This window comes from Devosia alba, from assembly GCF_039938915.1.
GTDB classification, from domain to species: domain Bacteria; phylum Pseudomonadota; class Alphaproteobacteria; order Rhizobiales; family Devosiaceae; genus Devosia; species Devosia alba.
This window is the reverse complement of record NZ_JBDUUI010000001.1, coordinates 384,199-402,508: the sequence shown is the minus strand read 5'-3', so window position 1 is coordinate 402,508 and position 18,310 is coordinate 384,199. Positions and strand designations below refer to the sequence as shown.

The 18,310-nt window shown below is 59.0% G+C and carries 17 protein-coding genes; all 17 read left to right on the top strand.

What is annotated here, in order from left to right; genetic code table 11:
- The first annotated feature begins 37 nt into the window (after positions 1-37).
- The 17 genes from rpoB to rpsQ all read left to right on the top strand — a co-directional run bounded on the left by rpoB (position 38) and on the right by rpsQ (position 18,306).
- Positions 38-4,180 carry a DNA-directed RNA polymerase subunit beta gene (rpoB, locus tag ABFY71_RS01905; RefSeq protein ID WP_347944418.1) on the top strand — a complete coding sequence of 1,381 codons (4,143 nt, stop codon included), beginning with the start codon at positions 38-40 and terminating at the stop codon, positions 4,178-4,180.
- Positions 4,181-4,259: 79 nt separating this feature from the next.
- On the top strand, positions 4,260-8,444 hold the full coding sequence (gene rpoC, locus ABFY71_RS01900; RefSeq protein WP_347944417.1) for a DNA-directed RNA polymerase subunit beta': 4,185 nt from the start codon (positions 4,260-4,262) through the stop codon (positions 8,442-8,444).
- A gap of 429 nt (positions 8,445-8,873) precedes the next feature.
- A complete protein-coding gene (rpsL, locus tag ABFY71_RS01895; protein ID WP_046136734.1) occupies positions 8,874-9,245 on the top strand; it encodes a 30S ribosomal protein S12 in 372 nt (123 codons plus the stop codon).
- Positions 9,246-9,259: 14 nt separating this feature from the next.
- Positions 9,260-9,730, top strand: a complete 471-nt coding sequence (gene rpsG / locus ABFY71_RS01890) for a 30S ribosomal protein S7 (RefSeq protein ID WP_305579703.1) — start codon at positions 9,260-9,262, stop codon at positions 9,728-9,730.
- A gap of 12 nt (positions 9,731-9,742) precedes the next feature.
- Positions 9,743-11,833 carry an elongation factor G gene (fusA, locus tag ABFY71_RS01885; protein WP_347944416.1) on the top strand — a complete coding sequence of 697 codons (2,091 nt, stop codon included), beginning with the start codon at positions 9,743-9,745 and terminating at the stop codon, positions 11,831-11,833.
- 54 nt (positions 11,834-11,887) lie between these two features.
- The gene (gene tuf, locus ABFY71_RS01880) at positions 11,888-13,078 is read left to right on the top strand and encodes an elongation factor Tu (protein ID WP_347944415.1); all 1,191 of its coding nucleotides are present in this window, start codon (positions 11,888-11,890) and stop codon (positions 13,076-13,078) included.
- Between the two features lie 68 nt (positions 13,079-13,146).
- Positions 13,147-13,455: a 30S ribosomal protein S10 gene (rpsJ, locus tag ABFY71_RS01875; RefSeq protein WP_046136738.1), complete on the top strand. Its 309-nt coding sequence runs from the start codon at positions 13,147-13,149 to the stop codon at positions 13,453-13,455.
- Positions 13,456-13,539: 84 nt separating this feature from the next.
- A complete protein-coding gene (gene rplC, locus ABFY71_RS01870) occupies positions 13,540-14,241 on the top strand; it encodes a 50S ribosomal protein L3 (RefSeq protein ID WP_347944414.1) in 702 nt (233 codons plus the stop codon).
- Positions 14,242-14,862, top strand: a complete 621-nt coding sequence (gene rplD, locus ABFY71_RS01865; protein WP_305579699.1) for a 50S ribosomal protein L4 — start codon at positions 14,242-14,244, stop codon at positions 14,860-14,862.
- On the top strand, positions 14,859-15,152 hold the full coding sequence (locus tag ABFY71_RS01860) for a 50S ribosomal protein L23 (protein WP_305579698.1): 294 nt from the start codon (positions 14,859-14,861) through the stop codon (positions 15,150-15,152). The genes rplD and ABFY71_RS01860 overlap by 4 nt, the downstream gene beginning before the upstream one ends.
- Positions 15,153-15,168: 16 nt before the next feature.
- Positions 15,169-16,008, top strand: a complete 840-nt coding sequence (gene rplB / locus ABFY71_RS01855; protein WP_347944413.1) for a 50S ribosomal protein L2 — start codon at positions 15,169-15,171, stop codon at positions 16,006-16,008.
- A gap of 3 nt (positions 16,009-16,011) precedes the next feature.
- The gene (gene rpsS, locus ABFY71_RS01850) at positions 16,012-16,290 is read left to right on the top strand and encodes a 30S ribosomal protein S19 (protein WP_193335634.1); all 279 of its coding nucleotides are present in this window, start codon (positions 16,012-16,014) and stop codon (positions 16,288-16,290) included.
- 1 nt (position 16,291) lies between these two features.
- Positions 16,292-16,672, top strand: a complete 381-nt coding sequence (rplV, locus tag ABFY71_RS01845) for a 50S ribosomal protein L22 (RefSeq protein WP_193335635.1) — start codon at positions 16,292-16,294, stop codon at positions 16,670-16,672.
- Complete coding sequence (gene rpsC, locus ABFY71_RS01840) at positions 16,672-17,406, top strand: 30S ribosomal protein S3 (protein WP_305579696.1); 735 nt, start codon at positions 16,672-16,674, stop codon at positions 17,404-17,406. The genes rplV and rpsC overlap by 1 nt, the downstream gene beginning before the upstream one ends.
- Positions 17,407-17,421: 15 nt before the next feature.
- A complete protein-coding gene (rplP, locus tag ABFY71_RS01835) occupies positions 17,422-17,835 on the top strand; it encodes a 50S ribosomal protein L16 (RefSeq protein WP_305579695.1) in 414 nt (137 codons plus the stop codon).
- Positions 17,836-17,847: 12 nt separating this feature from the next.
- Entirely contained in the window at positions 17,848-18,042 is a 195-nt protein-coding gene (gene rpmC / locus ABFY71_RS01830; RefSeq protein WP_305579694.1) for a 50S ribosomal protein L29, read from the top strand.
- Between the two features lie 12 nt (positions 18,043-18,054).
- Positions 18,055-18,306, top strand: a complete 252-nt coding sequence (gene rpsQ / locus ABFY71_RS01825; protein WP_305579693.1) for a 30S ribosomal protein S17 — start codon at positions 18,055-18,057, stop codon at positions 18,304-18,306.
- The last annotated feature ends 4 nt before the right edge of the window (positions 18,307-18,310 follow it).

Sequence of the window (18,310 nt, the reverse complement as noted above, 5' to 3'; positions counted from 1 at the left end):
TGCCTCCGAGACAATCGCACAGGAAACAGGAGCTTTCATGGCTACCACGTTCAACGGCCGCCGCAAGGTACGCAAGTCCTTCGGGTCCATTCGCGAAGTCACGGAGATGCCCAATCTGATCGAGGTCCAGAAGGCCTCCTATGATCAGTTTCTTCTCGTCGACGAGCCAAAAGCTGGCCGTCCCGATGAGGGGCTTCAGTCCGTGTTCCGTTCGGTCTTTCCGATCACTGACTTCTCCAACACCGCGTCTCTCGAATTCGTGAAGTACGAATTCGAGCAGCCGAAATATGACATCGATGAGTGCCGTGCGCGCGACATCACGTTCGCTGCCCCGCTCAAGGTGACACTTCGCCTGATCGTGTTTGAAGTCGATGAAGAGACCGGCGCCCGCTCGGTCAAGGATATCAAGGAGCAGGACGTCTATATGGGCGACATGCCCTTCATGACGTCGAACGGCACCTTTATCGTCAATGGCACCGAACGCGTCATCGTTTCGCAGATGCATCGTTCGCCAGGCGTGTTCTTTGACCACGACAAGGGCAAGACCCATTCGTCGGGCAAGCTGCTGTTTGCTGGCCGCATCATTCCCTACCGTGGTAGCTGGCTCGATATCGAGTTTGATGCCAAGGACGTGGTGTTCGCGCGTATCGATCGTCGCCGCAAGATCCCCGTGACCAGCCTGCTCAAGGCGCTCGGCATGGACACCGAAGAGATCCTGTCGACATATTACAATACGCTTACCTTCACCAAGACGGCATCGGGCTGGCAGAAGCCCTACGACGCCGAGAAGATGAAGAATGCCAAGCCGAGCCAGGACCTTATCGACGCCAAGACCGGCGACGTGGTGCATGAAGCGGGCAAGAAGCTCTCGGTCCGTCAGGCCAAGAAGCTGGCCGATGACGGCCTGACCCATTTGCTGGCCGTCGATGAAGATCTCTATGGCATGTATGTCGCTGAAGACCTGATCAACATGAAGACCGGCGAGGTCTATATGGAGGCAGGCGACGAGCTCGACGAGAAGAACCTCGAGATGCTGGTTGAACTCGGCTTTGACGAACTGCCGCTCCTCGACATCGATCACGTCAGCATTGGCGGCTATATCCGCAATACGCTGGCCGTGGACAAGAACGAGACGCGCGAAGATGCACTGTTCGACATCTACCGCGTGATGCGTCCCGGTGAGCCGCCAACCGTTGATACTGCTGAAGCCATGTTCCAGTCGCTGTTCTTTGACAGCGAGCGCTATGACCTGTCCGCTGTGGGCCGCGTCAAGATGAACATGCGCCTCGAGCTCGATGCGCCCGACACCATGCGCACGCTGCGCAAGGAAGACATTGTTGAGGTCGTCCGCACGCTGGTCGACCTGCGCGATGGTCGCGGTGAAATCGACGACATCGACAATCTCGGCAACCGTCGGGTGCGTTCGGTGGGCGAGCTGATGGAAAATTCCTATCGTCTCGGCCTGCTGCGCATGGAACGCGCCATCAAGGAGCGCATGAGCTCGGTCGAAATCGACACGGTCATGCCGCAGGATCTGATCAACGCCAAGCCGGCTGCTGCCGCAGTGCGTGAGTTCTTTGGCTCGAGCCAGCTCAGCCAGTTCATGGACCAGACCAATCCGCTGTCAGAAATCACCCACAAGCGCCGTCTGTCGGCGCTTGGGCCGGGTGGTCTGACCCGTGAACGCGCCGGTTTTGAAGTGCGCGACGTGCATCCGACCCATTACGGCCGGATCTGCCCGATTGAGACCCCCGAAGGTCCCAACATTGGTCTGATCAACTCGCTGTCGACCTTTGCCCGCGTCAACAAGTACGGTTTCATCGAGACGCCGTATCGCAAGATCGTCGATGGCAAGCTGACCGATGAAGTGGTCTATCTCTCCGCCATGGAAGAGGCCAAGCACTACGTCGCTCAGGCCAACGTGACCTTCAACGACAAGCTTGAGCTTGAGCACGATCTGGTGGTGGCACGCCACGCCGGTGACAACGGCCTGACGCCCAAGGAAAACGTCGATCTGATGGACGTTTCCCCCAAGCAGATGGTGTCGGTTGCCGCCTCGCTGATCCCGTTCCTCGAGAACGACGACGCCAACCGGGCGCTGATGGGCTCGAACATGCAGCGTCAGGCTGTGCCGCTGCTGCGGGCGCATGCCCCGTTTGTCGGTACCGGCATGGAAGCGATTGTGGCCCGCGATTCCGGCGCCGCCATCGTTGCCAAGCGCAAGGGTATCGTCGACCAGGTGGACGCCACGCGTATCGTTATTCGGGCAACCGAAGAAACCGATGCGTCAAAGTCGGGCGTCGACATCTACAATCTGATGAAGTTCCAGCGCTCGAACCAGTCAACCTGCATCAATCAGCGTCCGCTGGTGGTGGTTGGTGATCACATCAATGCTGGCGACATCATTGCTGATGGTCAGTCCACTGAATTGGGCGATCTGGCGCTGGGCCGCAACGTGCTCGTCGCGTTCATGCCCTGGAACGGCTACAACTTCGAAGACTCCATCCTGCTGTCTGAAAAGATTGCGATGAATGACGTCTTCACCTCGATCCATATCGAGGAATATGAAGTGATGGCCCGCGATACCAAGCTTGGTCCCGAGGAAATCACCCGCGACATTCCGAACGTGTCGGAAGAAGCGCTGAAGAGCCTGGACGAAGCCGGCATCGTGCATATCGGTGCCGAAGTGGCCCCTGGCGATATCCTCGTCGGCAAGATCACCCCCAAGGGTGAATCGCCGATGACGCCGGAAGAAAAGCTGCTGCGGGCGATCTTTGGCGAAAAGGCCTCTGACGTGCGAGACACCTCCCTGCGCGTGCCGCCGGGTGATGCTGGTACTGTTGTTGAAGTGCGCGTGTTCAATCGCCACGGCATCGACAAGGACGAGCGCGCCATGGCTATCGAGCGCGAGGAAATCGAACGTCTCGCCAAGGACCGTGACGACGAACAGTCGATCCTGGACCGCAACGTCTACGCGCGTCTCAAGGAGATGCTGTTTGGCAAGGCCGCGACAGCGGGCCCCAAGGGCTATGTTGTGGGCACCAAGCTCAACGACCAGATGTTTGAGGCACAGCCGCGTTCGAAGTGGTGGCAGTTTGCGGTTGATGACGACAAGGTCATGACCGAGATGGAAGCCCTTCATGCGCAGTATGAAGAGAGCCGCCGACTGCTTGAGCAGCGCTTCATCGACAAGGTGGACAAGCTGCAGCGCGGTGACGAATTGCCACCGGGCGTGATGAAGATGGTCAAGGTCTTCATCGCTACCAAGCGCAAGATCCAGCCAGGCGACAAGATGGCCGGCCGTCACGGCAACAAGGGCGTGGTGTCGCGCATCGTGCCGATCGAAGACATGCCCTATCTCGAAGATGGTACGTCGGTCGACATCGTGCTGAACCCGCTGGGCGTGCCCTCGCGCATGAACGTCGGTCAGATCCTCGAAACGCATCTGGGCTGGGCTTGTGCCGGCATGGGTCGCAAGATCGATGAGATGGTTCGCGCCTATCATCGCAATGGCGATCTCAAGCCACTGCGCCTGGAGATCCAGGACCTGTTTGCCGGTGATGAATCCATCACCGATCTTGACGACGACGGCATGGTTCGTCTCGGCGAGCACCTCTCCAATGGTGTCTCGATCGCGACCCCGGTGTTCGACGGCGCCAAGGAAGCCGACATCGTGGTGATGCTGGAGCGGGCAGGGCTGAAGGCCTCGGGTCAGTCGACAGTGTATGACGGCCGTAGCGGCGAGCAGTTCGATCGTCAGGTGACGGTTGGGTATATCTATATGCTCAAGCTCGACCACCTTGTGGACAACAAGATCCACGCGCGCTCGATCGGCCCGTACTCGCTGGTCACCCAGCAGCCACTGGGCGGCAAGGCGCAGTTCGGCGGTCAGCGCTTCGGCGAGATGGAAGTGTGGGCTCTGGAAGCCTACGGCGCGGCATATACGCTGCAGGAAATGCTTACCATCAAGTCGGACGACGTTGCCGGTCGTACCAAGGTCTACGAAGCCATCGTGCGTGGCGACGATACGTTCGAAGCGGGCATCCCCGAGAGCTTCAACGTTCTGGTCAAGGAAATCCGTTCGCTCGGTCTCAATGTCGAACTCGACATGCGCGAGATCGAAGGCGGCGCCGAACAGGCCGAAGCGGAGCTCGCACCTCCTCAGGAAGCGGCGGAGTAATCCGGCACTTCCTACCCCCATTCATTTTCCGTTCCTGCCGCGGCAACATCGCGGCATGAACGGATAGAGGAGAGAATTGATGAACCATCATTCCCACGTCATGGACCCGTTCAACCCGGCGGTTCCCGTGCAGACCTTCGATCAGATGAAGATCTCGATTGCTTCGCCAGAGAAGATCCTTTCCTGGTCCTATGGCGAGATCAAGAAGCCCGAAACGATCAACTATCGCACGTTCAAGCCTGAACGCGATGGCCTGTTCTGCGCGCGCATCTTTGGCCCCGTGAAGGACTATGAGTGCCTGTGCGGCAAGTACAAGCGCATGAAGTTCAAGGGCGTCATCTGCGAAAAGTGCGGTGTTGAAGTCACCCTGAGCCGCGTTCGTCGCGAGCGCATGGGGCATATTGAACTCGCTGCGCCGGTCGCGCACATCTGGTTCCTGAAGTCGTTGCCGTCGCGCATCGCGCTGTTGCTCGACATGACGCTCAAGGACATTGAGCGCATCCTGTATTTCGAGAACTACGTTATTCTCGATCCCGGCCTGACGCCCTTCACCCAGCACGAACTGCTCAATGAAGAGCAGTTCCTGGATGCACAGGACGAATACGGTGCCGACAGCTTCACCGCCAAGATCGGCGCCGAAGCCATTCGCGATATCCTGCTGGCGCTCGATCTGGAAAAGATCGCGGCAAACCTGCGTGTGGAGATTGCCGAGTCCACCACCGAGCTGAAGCCAAAGAAGCTGGCCAAGCGCCTCAAGATCGTCGAGCAGTTCATCGTGTCGGGCAACAAGCCCGAATGGATGATCATGACCATCATTCCGGTCATTCCGCCCGAGCTGCGCCCGCTGGTGCCGTTGGATGGCGGCCGCTTTGCCACGTCCGATCTGAACGATCTGTACCGTCGCGTGATCAACCGGAACAACCGGTTGAAGCGGCTCATTGAATTGCGCGCTCCTGACATCATCATCCGCAACGAAAAGCGCATGCTGCAGGAAGCCGTTGACGCCCTGTTCGATAACGGCCGTCGTGGCCGTACCATCACCGGTGCCAACAAGCGTCCGCTGAAGTCGCTGTCCGACATGCTCAAGGGCAAGCAGGGCCGCTTCCGTCAGAACCTGCTCGGCAAGCGCGTCGACTATTCGGGTCGTTCGGTCATCACCGTGGGTCCGAACCTGATGCTGCACCAGTGCGGTCTGCCCAAGAAGATGGCGCTCGAGCTGTTCAAGCCGTTCATCTATTCGCGTCTGGAGGCCAAGGGCTTTAGCTCGACGGTGAAGCAGGCCAAGAAGCTGGTCGAGAAGGAAAAGCCGGAAGTCTGGGATATCCTGGACGAGGTGATCCGCGAGCATCCGGTGCTGCTGAACCGCGCGCCGACACTGCACCGTCTTGGCATTCAGGCGTTTGAGCCGATCCTGATCGAAGGCAAGGCCATTCGTCTGCATCCGCTCGTCTGCTCGGCCTTCAACGCCGACTTTGACGGCGATCAGATGGCCGTGCACGTTCCGCTGTCGCTCGAAGCGCAGCTGGAAGCGCGCGTGCTGATGATGTCGACCAACAACATCCTGCATCCTGCCAACGGCCAGCCGATCATCGTGCCGAGCCAGGACATCGTGCTGGGTCTGTACTACCTCTCGTTGATGAACGAGAACGAGCCAGGCGAAGGCATGGCATTCGGTTCGATTGCCGAACTCGAGCATGCCATCGACACCAAGGTGGTCACGCTGCACAGCAAGATCAAAGGCCGTGTCAGCTCGTTTGATGCGGACGGCAATGAAACGTCCGAGATCGTGGAAACGACCCCCGGCCGTATGCTGATCGGGCAGATCCTGCCCAAGAGCGCCAAGGTGCCGTTCTCGACGGCCAACCAGCTGATGACCAAGAAGATGATCTCCAAGATGATCGACACGGTGTACCGTGGCTGTGGTCAGAAAGAGACCGTGATCTTCTGTGACCGCGTCATGCAGCTGGGCTTCAAGAACGCCTGTGATGCCGGCATTTCGTTCGGCAAGGACGACATGGTTATCCCGGCTTCCAAGTACACCATCGTGGAAGCGGCGCGTAAGCAGGTCGAAGAGTTCGAGCAGCAGTACAATGACGGCCTGATCACTCAGGGCGAAAAGTACAACAAGGTCGTCGACGCCTGGGCCAAGTGTGGCGACAAGGTTGCCGAAGAGATGATGGACGCGATCCGCACCGTGCAGATCGATGAGGAGACCGGTCGTCAGAAGCCGATCAACTCAGTCTATATGATGAGCCATTCTGGCGCCCGTGGTTCACCGGCCCAGATGAAGCAGCTTGCCGGCATGCGCGGCCTGATGGCCCGTCCTGACGGCTCGATCATCGAGACCCCGATCACGGCCAACTTCAAGGAAGGCCTCAACGTTCTCGAGTACTTCAACTCCACCCACGGTGCCCGCAAGGGTCTGGCGGATACGGCGTTGAAGACGGCGAACTCGGGTTACCTGACCCGTCGTCTGGTTGACGTGGCGCAGGACGCGATCATCGTGTCGACCGATTGCGGCACCGAGCGTGGCCTGACCATGGAACCCATCGTGGATTCCGGCCAGGTTGTCGCTTCCATCGGCCAGCGTGTGCTGGGCCGTACGGCTGCCGACGATATCTTCCATCCGTTGACTGGCGATCTGATCGCTCCAAAGGGTCATCTGCTGGACGAAAAGGATGTCGACGTCATCGAAGAGGCCCGGATCCAGTCGATCCGTATCCGTTCGCCACTGACCTGCGACATGCGCCAGGGCACCTGCGCGGCCTGCTATGGTCGTGACCTTGCACGCGGTACGCCGGTGAACATGGGTGAAGCTGTGGGCGTTATCGCCGCGCAGTCGATCGGTGAGCCCGGTACTCAGCTGACCATGCGTACGTTCCATATTGGTGGCACGGCACAGGTGGTTGACTCCTCGTTCCTGGAGTCCGGCGCTGAAGGCACCATTGCCATCCGCAATCCGAATGTCGTCAAGGTCGAAGGCAACAAGCTGGTCGTCATGGCCCGTAACGTTTCGCTGGCTGTGCTTGACGCAGACGGCAAGGAACGCTCCACCCATAAGGTGGCCTATGGTGCCAAGCTGCTGGTCAAGGAAGGTGATGCGGTTCGCCGTGGTCAGCGCCTGGCCGAATGGGACCCCTACACCCGTCCGATCCTGGCCGAAGTCGAGGGCGAAGTGGTGTTTGAAGACCTGCTTGATGGCACCTCGGTTGCGGAAAACACTGACGAAGCAACCGGCTTCACCAAGCGTGTGGTGATCGACTGGCGCACCAATCCACGGGGTGACGGTCTCAAGCCGGCCCTGGCCATTGCGCGTGATGGGGCGGTGCTCAAGGTGGAGCGGGGCGGTGACGCCCGCTACCTGCTCTCGGTTGACGCGGTTATTGCCGCCGAGCCCGGCGAGAAGGTGTCGCCAGGCGACGTGCTGGCGCGAATTCCACTGGAAAGCGCCAAGACCAAGGACATCACGGGCGGTCTGCCGCGCGTGGCCGAATTGTTCGAGGCTCGTCGTCCCAAGGATCACGCCATCATCGCCGAGATCGATGGTACCATCCGCTTCGGCCGCGACTACAAGAACAAGCGTCGCATCGTCATCGAGCCTCATGAAGAGGGTGCTGATCCGGTCGAGTATCTGATCCCCAAGGGCAAGCCGTTCCATCTGCAGGAAGGCGACGCCATTGAAAAGGGTGAGTACATCCTCGACGGCAACCCGGCGCCGCACGACATTTTGGCCATCAAGGGCGTGGAAGAGCTTGCTCGTTACCTCGTCAATGAGATCCAGGAGGTCTATCGTCTGCAGGGCGTGATGATCAACGACAAGCACATCGAGGTGATCGTTCGCCAGATGCTGCAGAAGGTCGAGATCGTGAACCCAGGTGACTCCGGTCTGCTCAAGGATGAGCAGCTCGACAAGCTGGACTTTGACGAGCTCAACGACGCGCTGGTCGCTGATGGCAAGAAGCCGGCAACGGCCAATCCGGTGCTGCTGGGCATTACCAAGGCGTCGCTGCAGACCCGCTCGTTCGTGTCGGCCGCTTCGTTCCAGGAAACCACCCGCGTGCTCACCGAGGCTGCAGTGTCCGGCAAGGCCGATCTGCTCGAAGGTCTCAAGGAGAACGTGATCGTTGGTCGCCTGATCCCGGCTGGTACAGGCGCCGGCATCTCCGCGGCCAAGCTGATCGCGACCAAGCGCGACGATCTGATCCTGGACGAACGTCGCCGTCAGGCCAGCACGCCCAAGATTGCTGCGCCTGCCGCCGAATAGGCGACAGACACATCACAATATGAGGGAAGGGGGCCGGGAGGCTCCCTTTTCTTTTGGATGTGGGGCAGGGCCGGTGCGAGGATATCGCGGCACTATCGGGCTGCCATTGCCACCTCGTGCATAGGTGCCACCTCGATATTTCACGAAAGAATCCTTGACGCGCAGGAGAGTCGGTTCTAAACAGCGCCTACCTAAGCGGTCGGTCGTGAATGTCACACCGGGTTCCTGCCATCTTGTGCGGGCATCCAGGACACTCAAACACACTGTCGGGTAACTAGACGAAGCAAATCCTTGTGCGCATGACTGCCCGCTTTCGTGGGTGGTCCGCTGCAATTAAGGCGCCGCCGTTCCCTTGAGGGGGTCGGATGAGCGCCGTTTTGGTTTGGTTGGTCTAGACCGCAATGAATTTTGGACGATGGAAAGAGCGAAATGCCCACCATTAATCAGCTGATCCGCAAGCCACGCGCCAGCAAGCCAAAGCGGAACAAGGTTCCGGCGATGGAAGCAAATCCGCAGAAGCGCGGCGTTTGTTCTCGTGTGTATACGACGACCCCGAAGAAGCCGAACTCGGCACTGCGCAAGGTCGCCAAGGTTCGTTTGACGAACTCACGCGAAGTGATTTCGTACATCCCGGGCGAAGGCCACAACCTTCAGGAGCACTCCGTGGTCCTGATCCGTGGCGGTCGCGTTCGCGACCTTCCCGGCGTTCGTTATCACGTGCTCCGCGGTGTCCTTGACACGCAGAGCGTCAAGGATCGCAAGCAGCGCCGTTCGAAGTACGGCGCGAAGCGTCCGAAGTAAGGAGATATTGAGCTATGTCCCGTCGCCACCGCGCAGAGAAGCGTGACGTTATTCCGGACGCTAAGTTCGGCGATCTCGTCCTTACCAAATTTATGAACTCGCTCATGAAGGACGGCAAGAAGTCGTCCGCCGAAAGCATCGTTTACGGTGCCTTCGACATTGTCGAGGCCAAGGTCAAGCAGGATCCCATCGAGGTGTTCCACACGGCCCTGGAAAACATCCGCCCGTCGGTTGAAGTGCGTTCGCGCCGCGTTGGCGGTGCTACGTACCAGGTTCCGGTTGAAGTTCGTGCTGACCGTCAGCAGGCTTTGGCCATCCGCTGGCTGATCGACTCCGCCCGCAAGCGCGGTGAGAACACCATGCGTGAGCGCCTTTCCGGTGAACTCATGGATGCCCTCAATGGTCGTGGTCAGGCCGTCAAAAAGCGTGAAGATACGCACCGTATGGCTGACGCCAACCGTGCCTTCTCGCACTACCGCTGGTAGTAGGAGCACCTCATGGCACGCGAAACCGCTATCCAACTTTATCGTAATTTCGGCATCATGGCTCACATCGATGCCGGCAAGACGACCACGACCGAGCGCATCCTCTATTACACGGGCAAGAACCATAAGATGGGCGAGACCCATGATGGCGCTTCGACCATGGACTGGATGGAGCAGGAGCAGGAACGCGGTATCACCATCACATCGGCAGCCACGACTACGTCGTGGAAGTCGCGCGATGGCGTGCAGCACCGCTTCAACATCATCGACACCCCCGGCCACGTGGACTTCACTATCGAAGTCGAACGCTCGCTGCGCGTGCTCGATGGCGCCGTGGCGCTGCTCGACGCCAACGCCGGCGTTGAGCCGCAGACCGAAACCGTCTGGCGCCAGGCCGACAAATACCATGTTCCGCGTCTGATCTTCGTCAACAAGATGGACAAGGTCGGCGCCGATTTCTATCGCTGCGTCGAGATGATCGGCACGCGCCTCGGCGCCAAGGCGGTTCCCGTTCAACTGCCGATCGGCGCTGAGACCGAATTCAAGGGCGTCGTCGATCTGATCGAGATGAATGCCCTGGTCTGGCACAATGAAGAACTGGGCGCTGCCTGGGACGTGGTTGAGATCCCGGACGATCTCAAGGAAAAGGCCGTCAAGTATCGCGAAGCCATGATCGAGGCCGCCGTCGAGCTCGACGATGAGGCGATGGAAGCCTATCTCAACGGCGAAGCGCCCAACAACGACACCATTCGTCGCCTGCTGCGCCGTGGCGTGATCGATGCGAAGTTCTTCCTAGTCTATGCCGGCTCCGCCTTCAAGAACAAGGGCGTGCAGCCCCTGCTGGATGGCGTGATCGACTTCCTGCCGTCGCCGCTCGATGTGCCTGCCATCCAGGGCATCGATGCCAAGACCGAAGCACCGATCGAGCGTCACGCTGACGATAGCGAGCCGCTGTCGATGCTGGCGTTCAAGATCGCCAACGACCCGCACATGGGTTCGCTGACCTTCTGCCGCATCTACTCGGGTCATGTCGAGCAGGGCACGATGCTGGAAAACACGGTTAAGGAAAAGCGCGAACGCGTTGGCCGCATGTTCCAGATGCACGCCAACAGCCGCGAACAGATCACTGAAGCCTTCGCTGGCGACATCGTGGCCATCGTGGGTCTCAAGGACACCACGACGGGTGACACCCTGTGCGCACAGAATGCTCAGGTGATCCTGGAACGCATGATCTTCCCAGAGCCGGTGATCGACATTTCGGTGGAGCCCAAGTCCAAGGCTGACCAGGAAAAGATGGGCCTCGCGCTCAATCGTCTGGCTGCTGAAGATCCAAGCTTCCGCGTCAAGACCGACGAAGAATCCGGCCAGACCATCATTTCGGGCATGGGCGAGCTTCATCTCGACATTCTCGTTGACCGTATGCGTCGCGAGTTCAAGGTCGAAGCCAATATCGGTCAGCCGCAGGTGGCCTACCGCGAGACGATCACGCGTGCTGCCGATGTGGACTATACCCACAAGAAGCAGTCGGGTGGTTCGGGTCAGTTCGCTCGCGTCAAGCTCTCGATTGAGCCCGGCGAACTGGGTAAGGGCCTCGAGTTCGTGAACGCGGTCGTCGGTGGTTCCGTGCCCAAGGAATATATTCCAGGCGTGGAAAAGGGCGTGAAGTCGGTTATGGCTTCCGGTCCGCTGATCGGGTTCCCGATTGTCGATATCAAGGTGACGCTGACTGAAGGCGCCTACCATGACGTTGACTCCTCGGTTCTGGCCTTTGAAATTGCTGGTCGTGCTGGCTTCAATGAAGCCATCCGCAAGGCATCGCCAAAGATCCTTGAACCGATCATGAAGGTTGAAGTTGTCACGCCAGACGACTACATGGGCGACGTTATCGGTGATCTCAATTCACGACGTGGTCAGATCCAGGGCACAGAGAGCCGTGGTGTCCTCCAGGTTGTGGATGCCTTTGTCCCGCTCGCGAACATGTTTGGTTATGTGAACACGCTGCGCTCGATGAGCCAGGGTCGTGCACAGTACTCGATGACGTTCGATCACTACGAGCAGGTTCCGCAGGCAGTCGCCGACGAAGTCCAGGCCAAATACGCCTAACCAATAACTCAACTCAAAGGTTGGCCTATTGGCTAACGAATACGGAGAATATCGATGGGCAAGGAAAAGTTTTCCCGCAATAAGCCTCACTGCAACATCGGCACTATCGGTCACGTTGACCATGGCAAGACCTCGCTGACTGCAGCGATCACCAAGGTTCTGGCCGAGTCCGGCGGCGCCAACTTCAAGGACTACGCGTCGATTGACAGCGCACCTGAAGAGAAGGCACGCGGCATCACCATCAACACCTCGCACGTCGAGTACGAGACGGCTAACCGTCACTATGCTCACGTCGATTGCCCAGGCCACGCTGACTATGTGAAGAACATGATCACCGGTGCTGCCCAGATGGACGGCGCGATCCTGGTCGTGTCTGCTGCCGACGGCCCGATGCCCCAGACCCGCGAGCACATCCTGCTGGCACGTCAGGTTGGCGTTCCCGCTCTGGTGGTGTTCCTGAACAAGTGCGACATGGTCGACGATCCGGAACTGCTCGAACTCGTTGAGCTGGAAGTTCGCGAATTGCTGTCGTCTTACGAATTCCCGGGCGACGATATTCCGGTGATCAAGGGTTCGGCTCTTGCCGCTCTCGAAGATTCCGACAAGAAGCTCGGCCATGACGCCGTTCTCGAGCTGATGGCTGCCGTGGATGCTTACATCCCACAGCCAGAGCGTCCCGTTGACCTGCCGTTCCTGCTGCCGATCGAAGACGTGTTCTCGATCTCGGGTCGTGGTACGGTGGTGACCGGTCGCGTTGAGCGCGGCATCATCAAGGTCGGTGAAGAAGTCGAAATCGTCGGCATCAAGCCAACCCAGAAGACCACCGTTACCGGTGTCGAAATGTTCCGCAAGCTGCTCGACTCGGGCCAGGCTGGCGACAACGTTGGTGCACTGATCCGCGGTATCGATCGTACTCAGGTTGAGCGCGGTCAGGTTCTCTGCAAGCCCGGTTCCGTGACCCCGCACACCGACTTCGTTGCTGAGGCCTATATCCTCACCAAGGAAGAAGGCGGTCGTCATACCCCGTTCTTCGGCAACTATCGTCCCCAGTTCTACTTCCGGACCACGGACGTGACAGGCATCGTGACCCTGCCAGAAGGCACGGAAATGGTTATGCCAGGTGACAACATCAACATGAACGTTCAGCTGATCGTTCCGATCGCCATGGAAGAAAAGCTCCGCTTTGCTATCCGTGAAGGTGGCCGCACCGTCGGCGCCGGCGTGGTCGCAAAGATCCTGAAGTAAGCCTTATTGAGACATTCGCGGCGCGCGATTAGTGCGCGCCGCGATCCATTTTCGTCAGGATTTACAAGATGAACGGTCAGAATATTCGCATTCGCCTCAAGGCGTTTGACCATCGCGTTCTCGACGCCTCCACGCGCGAGATCGTTTCGACGGCCAAGCGTACAGGCGCGCAGGTTCGCGGTCCCATTCCGCTGCCGACGCGAATCGAGAAATTTACCGTGAACCGCTCGCCCCATATCGATAAGAAGGCGCGTGAGCAGTTCGAGATTCGTACCCACAAGCGTCTTCTGGACATTGTGGACCCGACGCCTCAGACGGTTGATGCACTGATGAAGCTTGATCTCGCCGCCGGCGTTGACGTCGAAATCAAGCTCTAAGTCGAAGAGTTTTCCGCGCGTATCAGATAAAGGGTCCTCTGAAACCATGACCCGGTACTGCGCCAAGAGAGAAGGTAATAACCGATGCGTTCTGGATTGATCGCACAGAAGCTGGGCATGACCCGCATTTTTGCTGAGGACGGCTCGCACGTCCCGGTGACTGTGCTGAGTCTGCAGAACTGCCAGGTGGTGGGCCAGCGGACGGCTGACAAGGACGGGTATGTGGCTTTGCAGCTGGGCGCAGGCCTGGCCAAGGCAAAGAACACGAGCAAGGCTGAGCGCGGCATTTTTGCCGTTGCGAAGGTCGAGCCCAAGCGCCACGTCGCGGAATTCCGCGTTGACGAAGCCAACCTCATTGAGGTCGGCGCTACGTTGCAGGCAGACCATTTCGTCGAAGGCCAGCTGGTTGACGTGACCGGCACTTCGATTGGTAAGGGCTTTGCCGGCGGCATGAAGCGCTGGAACTTCGGCGGCCTGCGGGCTTCGCATGGTGTGTCCGTTTCGCACCGTTCGATCGGTTCTACCGGTGGTCGTCAGGACCCAGGTAAGACCTTCAAGGGCAAGAAGATGCCGGGCCACATGGGCGATCGTCGCATCACCACGCAGAACGTCAAGGTCGTCAAGACCGACAACGAGCGCGGGCTGATCATGATCCAGGGTTCGGTTCCAGGCTCCAAGGGTGCTTGGATCATGATCAAGGACGCGGTGAAGAAGCCGGCTCCACAGGGCGCTGCTTTCCCGGGCTCGTTCAAAGCCGCCGCTGACGTTGCGGGGGAAGGTAACTAAATGGAACTCAAGGTCACAACCCTCGACGGCAAGGCCGCTGGCAATATCCAGCTCGCCGACGACGTCTTCGGTCTGGAAGTCCGCCAGGACATTCTGCACCGCATGGTTCGCTACCAGCAGCTCAAGGCGATGGCCGGCACGCACGATGTGAAAAATCGTTCGGAAGGCGTTCTCACGGGCAAGAAATTCGGCAAGCAGAAGGGTGGCGGCGGTGCCCGTCACGGCGATCGCAAGGCTCCCCAGTTCCGTGGTGGTGGTCGTGCATTCGGTCCGACCCCGCGCAGCCACGCCATCGACCTTCCCAAGAAGGTCCGGGCGCTGGCGCTGAAGCACGCGCTGTCGTCCAAGATCAAGTCCGGCTCGCTGGTCGTTGTTGACAGCGTGTCGAGCAAAGACGGCAAGACCGCTGGACTGCTTGCCACCTTCGGCAAGCTGGCCTGGACGAACGCGCTGATCATTGACGGGGCAGTTGTCGACCAGAACTTTGTTCTGGCCGCTCGCAACATCCCGCATATCGACGTCTTGCCAGTGCAGGGGATCAACGTTGTGTCGATCCTCAAGCGCGACAAGCTCGTCCTGACCAAGGCAGCGCTGGAAGCGCTGGAAGCGAGGTTCGCATGAACAAGCTGAGCGCTTATGACATCGTCCGGAACCCTGTCGTGACTGAAAAGTCGACGATGGCCTCCGAACATAACCAGGTCGTTTTCGACGTGGCGATTGATGCCAGCAAGACCGATATCAAGACTGCCGTCGAGCAGTTGTTTTCGGTCAAGGTCAAGGCAGTGAACACCCTGGTCCGCAAGGGCAAGGTGAAGCGCTTCCGCGGCAAGGTTGGCACGCGCAACGACGTCAAGAAGGCGATCGTGACCCTCGTCGACGGCCAGTCGATCGACATTTCGACCGGCCTGTAAGGGAAGAGACAGAAAAATGGCTCTTAAAAGCTACAATCCTACGTCCCCCGGCCGCCGTCAGCTCGTGACGACCGACCGTTCAGATCTTTGGAAGGGCAAGCCCGTCAAGGTTTTGACCGAAGGTCTTTCCAAGTCCGGTGGTCGTAACAATCGCGGACGCATTACTGCCTTCCATCGGGGTGGCGGTCACAAGCGCACCTATCGTTTGATCGATTTCAAGCGTGTCAAGTTTGACATGGTCGGGACGATTGAGCGCCTGGAATACGATCCCAACCGTACCGCTTGGATCGCTCTGGTGAAGTACGAGGACGGCGAACTCGCCTATATCGTTGCACCACAGCGCGTCGGCGCCGGTGACAAGGTGATCTCGTCGACCGGCACGGTTGACGTGAAGCCAGGCAATGCCATGCCGCTCGAGAACATGCCGGTCGGTACGATCGTGCACAATATCGAGCTCAAGCCCCGCAAGGGAGCCCAGGTTGCCCGTTCTGCTGGTGCTTATGCCCAGTATGTCGGTCGCGATCAGGGTTGGGCGATCCTTCGTCTGAAGTCTGGTGAACAGCGCCGCGTGCATGGCTCCTGCCTTGCTACCGTTGGCTCGGTTTCGAACCAGGATCACTCGAACACCTCGCTCGGCAAGGCCGGTCGCTCGCGTTGGCTCGGCCGCAAGCCAGTCAACCGTGGTGTGACCATGAACCCTGTCGACCATCCACATGGTGGTGGTGAAGGCCGTACTTCGGGTGGCCGTCATCCGGTTACGCCTTGGGGCAAGCCGACCAAGGGCAAGCGCACCCGCAGCAATAAGGCAACGGACCAGTTCATCGTTCGTAGCCGTCACGTTAGGAAGGGCAGGTAAGCCATGACCCGTTCAATCTGGAAGGGGCCGTTTGTCGACGGCTACATGCTCAAGAAGGCCGAAAAGGCCCTCGCGTCTGGTCGCAACGATGTGATCAAGATCTGGAGCCGCCGTTCGACCATCCTGCCACAATTCGTTGGCGTCACGTTTGGCGTTCACAATGGCCAGAAGCACGTTCCGGTCAACGTCACTGAAGACATGATCGGCCACAAGTTCGGCGAGTTTGCACCGACCCGTACCTATTACGGTCACGCTGCCGACAAGAAGGCCAAGAGGAAGTAAGATGGGCAAGCCAAAAACTGAGCGCGCTCTCAAGGACAACGAGGCTAAGGCTGTTCTGCGCATGTTGCGCATCAGCCCTCAGAAGCTGAACCTCGTCGCGCAGTTGATCCGTGGCAAGAAAGTCGAGAAGGCCCTGGCCGATCTCGAATTCAGCCACAAGCGCATCTCCGGTCAGGTCAAGAAGGTGCTGGAAAGCGCCATCGCGAACGCCGAGAACAACCATGGTCTCGACACCGACGCTCTCGTCGTTGCTGAAGCTTTTGTTGGTAATTCGCTGGTAATGAAGCGCTTCACCGCTCGCGGTCGTGGCCGTTCTTCGCAGATCCAGAAGCCATTCGCGCATCTGACGATCGTCGTCCGGCAAGTTGAGGAGGCCGCATAATGGGTCAGAAGATCAATCCAATCGGCTTTCGCCTTGGTATCAATCGCACCTGGGATAGCCGCTGGTACGCCAACAAGGGCGAGTACGGCTCGCTCTTGCAGGAAGACCTGAAGATCCGTGCGATGCTGCTGGAAGACCTCAAGGCTGCAGCAGTCTCCAAGATCGTCATCGAGCGTCCACACCGCAAGTGCCGCGTGTCGATCCACACTGCCCGTCCGGGCATCGTGATCGGCAAGAAGGGCGCAGACATCGACAAGATCCGCGCCAAGGTGAAGAAGTTCACCGACAGCGAAGTGCACATCAACATCGTTGAAGTGCGCAAGCCGGAAACCGATGCGACGCTGGTTGCCCAGGGCATTGCCCAGCAGCTGGAACGCCGTGTTGCTTTCCGTCGCGCCATGAAGCGTGCGGTGCAGACGTCGATCCGTATGGGGGCCGGTGGTATCCGCGTCAATGTGGGTGGCCGCCTGGGTGGCGCCGACATCGCTCGTACCGAATGGTACCGCGAAGGTCGCGTGCCGCTGCACACGCTGCGCGCCGACATCGATTACGGTACTGCTGAAGCAAAGACGACTTACGGTATCATCGGTATCAAGGTCTGGATCTTCAAGGGCGAAGTCCTTGAGCATGATCCGACTGCGCATGAGCGTCGCGCTACCGAAGGTAACACCGAAGGTGGTCAGCGTAGTGAACGTGGTCCGCGCCCTGAGCGTGGCGACCGCGAACGCGCATAAGAAGGTTAGTTCATTATGCTGCAACCTAAGAAGACCAAGTTCCGCAAGGCCCACAAGGGTCGTATCCATGGCGTAGCCAAGGGCGGTACCACGCTGGCATTTGGCCAGTATGCCTTGAAGGCCACCGAGCCTGAGCGCGTTACCGCTCGCCAGATCGAAGCGGCTCGCCGCGCGATCACCCGCGAGATGAAGCGCCAGGGCCGTGTGTGGATCCGGATTTTCCCGGATGTGCCGGTGTCCAAGAAGCCGACCGAAGTGCGTATGGGTAAGGGCAAGGGTTCTGTTGAATTCTGGGCCGCCCGCGTCAAGCCCGGTCGTATTGTATTCGAGATCGACGGCGTCCCCGAGGACGTTGCCAAGGAAGCGCTGCGCCTCGGTGCAATGAAGCTCCCGATCATGACGCGGGTTGTTACCCGCATTGCCGACTAAGGACGAAGAGCCATGAAAGCCAGTGATGTGCGGAGCAAGACCGCAGACGAACTGAAGGATCAGCTCGTCGGCCTGAAGAAAGAACAGTTCAATCTGCGTTTCCAGCGTGCTACCCAGCAGCTGGAAAAGCCGACCGAGGTCAAGAAGGTTCGCCGTAATATCGCGCGGATCAAGACGATCTTGGCCGAAAAGAACGCAGCGAAGTAAGGAGCCGCGACCATGCCAAAGCGCGTATTGCAGGGGACTGTAGTCTCCGACGCCAATGATAAGACGGTCGTGGTGCGCGTCGAGCGCCGTTTCACGCACCCGGTTATGAAGAAGACCGTGCGTCGGTCGAAGAAGTATCAGGCTCACGATGAGGCCAATCTGGCCAAAATCGGCCAGATTGTTCAGATCGAGGAATGTGCGCCGATTTCCAAGAACAAGCGCTGGACGCTTGTTACGGACACCGCGTCGGCTCCCTCCGCGTAAGTTT

Excerpts from the sequence above, each read along its gene's own strand:
- rpoB (WP_347944418.1), top strand. The coding sequence starts at position 38 with ATGGCTACCACGTTCAACGGCCGCCGCAAGGTACGCAAGTCCTTCGGG.
- rpoC (WP_347944417.1), top strand. The coding sequence starts at position 4,260 with ATGAACCATCATTCCCACGTCATGGACCCGTTCAACCCGGCGGTTCCC.
- rpsL (WP_046136734.1), top strand. The coding sequence starts at position 8,874 with ATGCCCACCATTAATCAGCTGATCCGCAAGCCACGCGCCAGCAAGCCA.
- rpsG (WP_305579703.1), top strand. The coding sequence starts at position 9,260 with ATGTCCCGTCGCCACCGCGCAGAGAAGCGTGACGTTATTCCGGACGCT.
- fusA (WP_347944416.1), top strand. The coding sequence starts at position 9,743 with ATGGCACGCGAAACCGCTATCCAACTTTATCGTAATTTCGGCATCATG.
- tuf (WP_347944415.1), top strand. The coding sequence starts at position 11,888 with ATGGGCAAGGAAAAGTTTTCCCGCAATAAGCCTCACTGCAACATCGGC.
- rpsJ (WP_046136738.1), top strand. The coding sequence starts at position 13,147 with ATGAACGGTCAGAATATTCGCATTCGCCTCAAGGCGTTTGACCATCGC.
- rplC (WP_347944414.1), top strand. The coding sequence starts at position 13,540 with ATGCGTTCTGGATTGATCGCACAGAAGCTGGGCATGACCCGCATTTTT.
- rplD (WP_305579699.1), top strand. The coding sequence starts at position 14,242 with ATGGAACTCAAGGTCACAACCCTCGACGGCAAGGCCGCTGGCAATATC.
- ABFY71_RS01860 (WP_305579698.1), top strand. The coding sequence starts at position 14,859 with ATGAACAAGCTGAGCGCTTATGACATCGTCCGGAACCCTGTCGTGACT.
- rplB (WP_347944413.1), top strand. The coding sequence starts at position 15,169 with ATGGCTCTTAAAAGCTACAATCCTACGTCCCCCGGCCGCCGTCAGCTC.
- rpsS (WP_193335634.1), top strand. The coding sequence starts at position 16,012 with ATGACCCGTTCAATCTGGAAGGGGCCGTTTGTCGACGGCTACATGCTC.
- rplV (WP_193335635.1), top strand. The coding sequence starts at position 16,292 with ATGGGCAAGCCAAAAACTGAGCGCGCTCTCAAGGACAACGAGGCTAAG.
- rpsC (WP_305579696.1), top strand. The coding sequence starts at position 16,672 with ATGGGTCAGAAGATCAATCCAATCGGCTTTCGCCTTGGTATCAATCGC.
- rplP (WP_305579695.1), top strand. The coding sequence starts at position 17,422 with ATGCTGCAACCTAAGAAGACCAAGTTCCGCAAGGCCCACAAGGGTCGT.
- rpmC (WP_305579694.1), top strand. The coding sequence starts at position 17,848 with ATGAAAGCCAGTGATGTGCGGAGCAAGACCGCAGACGAACTGAAGGAT.
- rpsQ (WP_305579693.1), top strand. The coding sequence starts at position 18,055 with ATGCCAAAGCGCGTATTGCAGGGGACTGTAGTCTCCGACGCCAATGAT.